The 5,330-nt window shown below is 63.4% G+C and carries 3 protein-coding genes and 1 pseudogene; all 4 read right to left on the reverse strand.

What is annotated here, in order from left to right; translation table 11 throughout:
- Positions 1-72: 72 nt before the first annotated feature.
- Positions 73-279: pseudogene (locus K2Y56_RS25100) on the reverse strand (transposase); the annotation flags it as partial.
- Between the two features lie 75 nt (positions 280-354).
- Positions 355-1,443 (reverse strand): YihY/virulence factor BrkB family protein, encoded by a 1,089-nt coding sequence (locus K2Y56_RS25105; protein ID WP_292514492.1) that lies wholly within the window; start codon positions 1,441-1,443, stop codon positions 355-357.
- Positions 1,444-1,466: 23 nt separating this feature from the next.
- A complete protein-coding gene (locus K2Y56_RS25110) occupies positions 1,467-3,116 on the reverse strand; it encodes an ISL3 family transposase (protein WP_292514487.1) in 1,650 nt (549 codons plus the stop codon).
- 777 nt (positions 3,117-3,893) lie between these two features.
- Positions 3,894-5,245, reverse strand: a protein-coding gene (locus tag K2Y56_RS25115; RefSeq protein ID WP_292514490.1) for an IS3 family transposase whose coding sequence is annotated in 2 segments (ribosomal slippage) — positions 3,894-4,909 and positions 4,909-5,245 — 1,353 coding nt in all. Because the reading frame shifts where the segments join, the coding sequence is not laid out codon by codon here.
- Between the last annotated feature and the right edge of the window lie 85 nt (positions 5,246-5,330).

Genomic DNA, 5,330 nt, shown 5'->3' on the forward strand with positions numbered 1-5,330 from the left:
ATTCCACCTCAGGCCGCCTGACCGATGGCCGCTCCAACTCCACCCCGAATTTCCACCTCATTGACGGACACGACCGGCACGCGACCAGCGAATGAAGATCTGGGCAGCCCGCCACCAGGGTCCCAACTCCTCGGGAATAGCTCGCCACTTAGCTCCGTTCTGATGCCGCCAAAGGATGGCCGAGAGCGTGCGCTGCAGATCCTGCGGAGGCGTTTTGGCCTTGGGCCGGCAGGCTTCAACCAGAGGCTCCAGATCAGCCCATTGCGCGTCGCTCAGCATCGTCCCTCCTCCATCAGAGAGACGAAAACGCAAGCCCAACCAATCTGTTCAGGCGACGACAGGCCCTAGTAGTCTTCAGGTAGAAGCTGCAATCGTATCAGCCACTTTTGCTTTGCGTGCACCAAGCGCTTCTGGCTGTCCCGTCGTCGAGTCAACGATCGTTTGGTGTTCCATCTCGGCGTTCAACTCCGCCCCGAGCAGGACGATCGTCGTGGAGATCCAGATCCAGGTCATAAAGCCGATCACGGCACCGAGGGAACCGTAGGTCTCGTTGTAATTACCGAAGCTCGACACGTACCACGAGAACAGGGCTGACACGACAATCCAGAGAATACCAGCGACAGAGCTGCCCCAGGTCACCCACCGCCACTTCGCGGCCTCGCGGCTCGGACCGTACCGGTACAGCAGCGCTAGACTGCCTAAAACGACCAGGAGCAGGATCGGCCATCGTGCCAAGGAAATGACCCACTCCATCGAACCCAAATACAGGAATGCCAGCGCGGCCGGAACCACGACGATGCCAACGAGGGCCAGGACAACGAATAGAAGCGCCCCTGCCGTGAAGGTCAGGGATCGCAGGTTCAACCAGAAGAAATTCCGCTTCTCTTTCTCGTCGTAGACGATGTTGAGCGCATCGAAGATCGCCTTCATGCCCCCGTTGGCGCTCCAGATCGAGACGAGGATGCCAAAGGCTGCGGTGAAGCCGAGGGTACCCTCACCCTTTGCAGCAATGCGTTTGACCTGCTCACTGATGATGTCGAGGGCACCGCCCGGCATGACACTCTGAAGAGAGGCCAGTTGCTCGTTGATGGTCGCAGGATCGGCGACAAGGCCGTAGATCGAGACGAGGGCGCCAATGGCCGGGAACAGCGCTAGGATCGCGTAGAAGGTCACGCCCGCAGCAACCAGCAACACGCGGTCGTTCCCGAACTCTTGGAACAGGCGCTTTGCGATATCGAGCCAGCCCTTGGCCGGGATCTCAGATGGGGTGGCAGCCTTTCGGCCGCGGTCAGCCTCTGTATCCGCGACCCGGGCCGCACCCGCTCCTTCGTGGATTTTTGGACCATCCTCGACTCCCAGTTCGCTTGAACCGCGTGCCGGCCTTGGACTGGATCTACGGTAGGGAAGAGCCACCAGCCCAAGGAGGGCGGTACCCAGAAAAATGGCTCTTCGCCAAGTTTGGTGGATCAGGCTGCGAGGAGGAACCGTCGTCGTAGGAGGTCGAGATTGGCGCGACCGTACATGGCGCGCTTCAAGAGCTTGAGACGCGTGATCTGGCCTTCGGCTTGTCCACTGCTCCAAGGCAGTGTCAGCGCGGACCGAACAGCATCTCTATCCTGACCGAGGCTAGCAGCGAAGCTTTCGACGATCCGGACACCGCAGGTTTGCGCTTCGCCCAGCCATTGATCGAACGCCGTGACATCTGATTTTCCTGACGGCTGCTGGCCACAGCGGCTCCGGACGATTCGGCAGAACCGGCGGCCGAGATCGACCACCTTGGTTGCCTCGGTATCCTGCAGGACGCGCGAGACGACCGCGGCCGCCTCAGGGCCGAGGTCTTCGGGCTCCCGCAGGAGATACCAGGACAGCTGCTTGGATGAGGCCAGGGGTGATGCGGTGGAGGTCACAACACGGGTGTCGGTCGGTGCTGGCGACGACCGGATAGTCGTTCCAGCCGGGCCTGCGCGCCGCTCGGACAACCAGCGATGCACCTGCTTCGAGGTGCCGGCAAAGCCGATACCCTGAAGTTCGCGCCAAAGCTGCGCAGCGTTCTCGCAGCCCTCATCGAGGCGGCCATGCAGATGCCCGAGATAAGGATCGAGCATGCTCGGCTTCGGCTCGCGCATGCCGTTCCGGGGAAAGCTCGCGGCGAAGGCGTACTTGCGCACCGTGGCGCGGGCCAAGCCCGTCTCGCGATTGATGCGCCGAAGCGAGTGTCCTTCCGCATGGCGGCGACGCACGTCGTCATAGGCCGCTTCCCATCGACCGCGGGCCGCGGCCCGCGCGAGCATCTCGGACGGTGCGCGCGGGTAGGGCGTGACGCGCCGAATCGATGGCGATGCCGGGGCCACGGCCGGCAACAGCTTCAGACGCGGATGGACGCGGGCGAGCCAGCGCTCGACCATCTGTCGGGTATTGAGCAGGAGATGCCACCGATCCGCGACCTGAACGGCATCGGGCGCACCCATGGCGGTCCCACGCGCATATTCGGTCGAGCGGTCCCGTGCCACGACCTGGATCTGTGGGTCGCGCCGGAGCCGGGCCGCCAGCGTCGAGGCCGAACGATCCGGCAGCAGATCGATGGGACGGCGGCGTTCGAGGTCGACGAGGATGGTGCCATAGGTTCGGCCCTTGCGCAGAGCCCAGTCGTCGACACCGACGATGATCGGTTTGGATCCGGTCGGCAGCGGACATTTGCGGATACCCCGCAGCAGCGTCGTGGCACTGGTGGGCATCGCCAGGTGCGGCAGCAGCCGGGCGGCGGGTGTGGCACCGAGCGCCAGCGCGGTCCGAACCTGGGCATCGGCCAGCCGGCAGGTTCTCTGAGCGTAGCGGTCGAGGAGGCCCGGCAGACGCTCGGCAAAGGTTCGGCGTGCGCAAGCAGGGTCGTGGCAGTAAAAACGTCGGATCGTCAGGGTCAGACGCACCTCCTGACCGCTCGTCGGCAGGTCGGCGGGACGCCGGTGATAGCGACTATGCACCGACCGGCTGACCGTACGACAGCGTGGGCAACGGGCATGATCGCACTTCGCTTGAGCGGAAATGCGAAGGGCCGTGCTCTCCTCACGCGTGACGTGGAGAAGACGACAACCGGGGATGTGACAGAGAAGGGTCATGCCCTGATCTGAGAATCCCCGCCCGGTTCAGCCAGCAGCTACCTTCCGGCATCCCCCCCACCAACCCAATCCACCAAACTTGGCGAAGAGCCGCAAAATGGTCCAGACTGTCGAGGATGTTTCAGTCCGCGGCTGCGAGGTCAGTGGCGGGATACGGTCGGTCATAGGATATCTCGGGAGGCAGGCTCAAGCGGTGAGCCTCGGCGCTGAACCAGCGTACGCAGATCTGCATCAATCTTGCGACCCATCTCGTATACTACGACACAGATTTTGGTGACTGCGATGAGAGCCAGATGAAGGGCTGGACGATGTCAGAGCATGAAGGAGCGCCAGATCATCGCACAGCCTGTGAGGATCGTTGCGATAAGGATTAGGCTTGCGGATGCGGTCGAACGAAATTTTCCCAACCGAGCGACGAAGCTGCCGACAAGGAGTTTGAGCACGACCACCAGGCAAATTTGCTCCACCGTCATGCGAGGCCCCTGTCGGCACCTTCACCTGAACGCAATGGGAATGCCATAGGGAGGGGCAGTATTCGCCCCTCCCTCTCGATGACTCAGATGGGCTTGCGCGGGGTCGTCTCGGTGGTGGTGCCGGTGGTTCCCGTCCGGCTGACGGTGCCGCGCCCGTCTTCGACTTCAACCTCCGTGTGACGAACCTTGTCGGAGACCGTCTCGGTGCGCTGGGTGGCGTCCTTGCGGATGTCCGTCGTCAGATGATTTGGGACATTCAGCGGTGTTCAGGAGCGGAGGCTCTGGTCCATCTGGGGGTAAGAGGTTAGGCGGCCTGCGCGTGATGGCGCAAGCGGCGATCCATCAGGGTCTGGCGCTTGATGCATTCCTGCTCGGCCAGGATCCCTTCGCCGCGTCCGAAGTAGACGTCGGCGGGCGTGAGGTTGCTCAGGCTCTCATGGGCTCGGGCATGGTTGTCGTGTTCGACGGAGTCGGCAACCTGCGTCTCCAGCTCGCCGGGCAAGTCGGCGTGTTCGAGCAGGATGCGGTTCTTGAGCGTCTGATGCCAACGCTCGATCTTGCCCTGCGTTTGCGGATGGCAAGGCGCACCGCGGATGTGGGTCATGCCCCGAATGCCGAGCCAGTCGGCCAGGTCGCTGGCGACGTAGCTCGGCCCGTTGTCGGAGAGCAGGCGTGGCCGCGGCATCACCCGCGCCTGATCGAGCCCAGCCGCACCCAGCGCCAGGTCGAGCGTGGCGGTGACGTCGCTGGCCTGCATCGTCGTGCACAGCTTCCACGCCACGATGTAGCGTGAGAAGTCGTCCAGGACCGTCGACAGGTCGTACCAGCCCCAGCCAACGACCTTCAGGTAGGTGAAGTCCGTCTGCCAAAGCGGGTTGGGCGCGGTGGTCTTATCGCGGAACTCGGCGGCAGCCTTGATGACGATATAGGCCGGGCTGGTGATCAGGTCCTGAGCCTTGAGCAACCGGTAGACGGTCGCTTCTGAGACGAAGTAGCGCCGCTCGTCTGTGAAGCCTACCGCCAGTTCACGCGGGCTGAGTTCAGGCTGCCCCAAGGCCAGAGCAACGATCTGCTCGCGGATCTCCGCAGGTAGGCGGTTCCAGACCCGGCTCGGCCGCGAGGGATGGTCGCTCAACGCCTCGGGGCCGCCGCGCTGGTAGGCGTCGTACCAGCGGTAGAACGTCGAGCGGGTGATGCCGAGCTTGCCCAGGGTAGCGCGCACCGGCAGGTGGGATTGCTCGACGAGTCGGATGATCTCCAGCTTCTCGGGGGCCGGGTACCTCATGCCTCGTCGCCCCCAGCCCCGCTCATGCTTTTTTTAAGCAGACGGTTCTCCAAGACGAGATCAGCCACGACCTCCTTCAGCGCCCCCGCTTCGCGGCGGAGATCCCGCACCTCATCCGTGGTGGCAGCACGAGCCGTGTCGCCGGACAGGCGCTTCTTGCCAGCCTCCAGGAACTCCTTGGACCAGCCATAGTACATCGAGGCGGCGATCCCCTCACGTCGGCACAACTTGGCGATGCTGTCCTCGCTACGCAAGCCTTCCAGTACGACGCGGATCTTCTCCTCGGACGAGAACTGCCGACGTGTGGCCCGACGGATGTCCTTGATCACCGCCTCTGCCGGTTTCTTGGCCGGCCCAGATGTCTGCTTCATCTTCGCTCCTCAGGGGCTACGATGAACCAGCCATCCTCCGTTCGTGAAGACCCTCAATCTGTCCCACAGGTGCTGACGTCGGACA

Origin of the sequence: Methylobacterium sp. (assembly GCF_019745455.1) — a bacterium.
In the GTDB taxonomy this organism is placed as follows: Bacteria; Pseudomonadota; Alphaproteobacteria; order Rhizobiales; family Beijerinckiaceae; genus Methylobacterium.

Coding starts and splice junctions, on each gene's coding strand:
- K2Y56_RS25110 (WP_292514487.1), bottom strand. CDS start 3,116: ATGACCCTTCTCTGTCACATCCCCGGTTGTCGTCTTCTCCACGTCACG.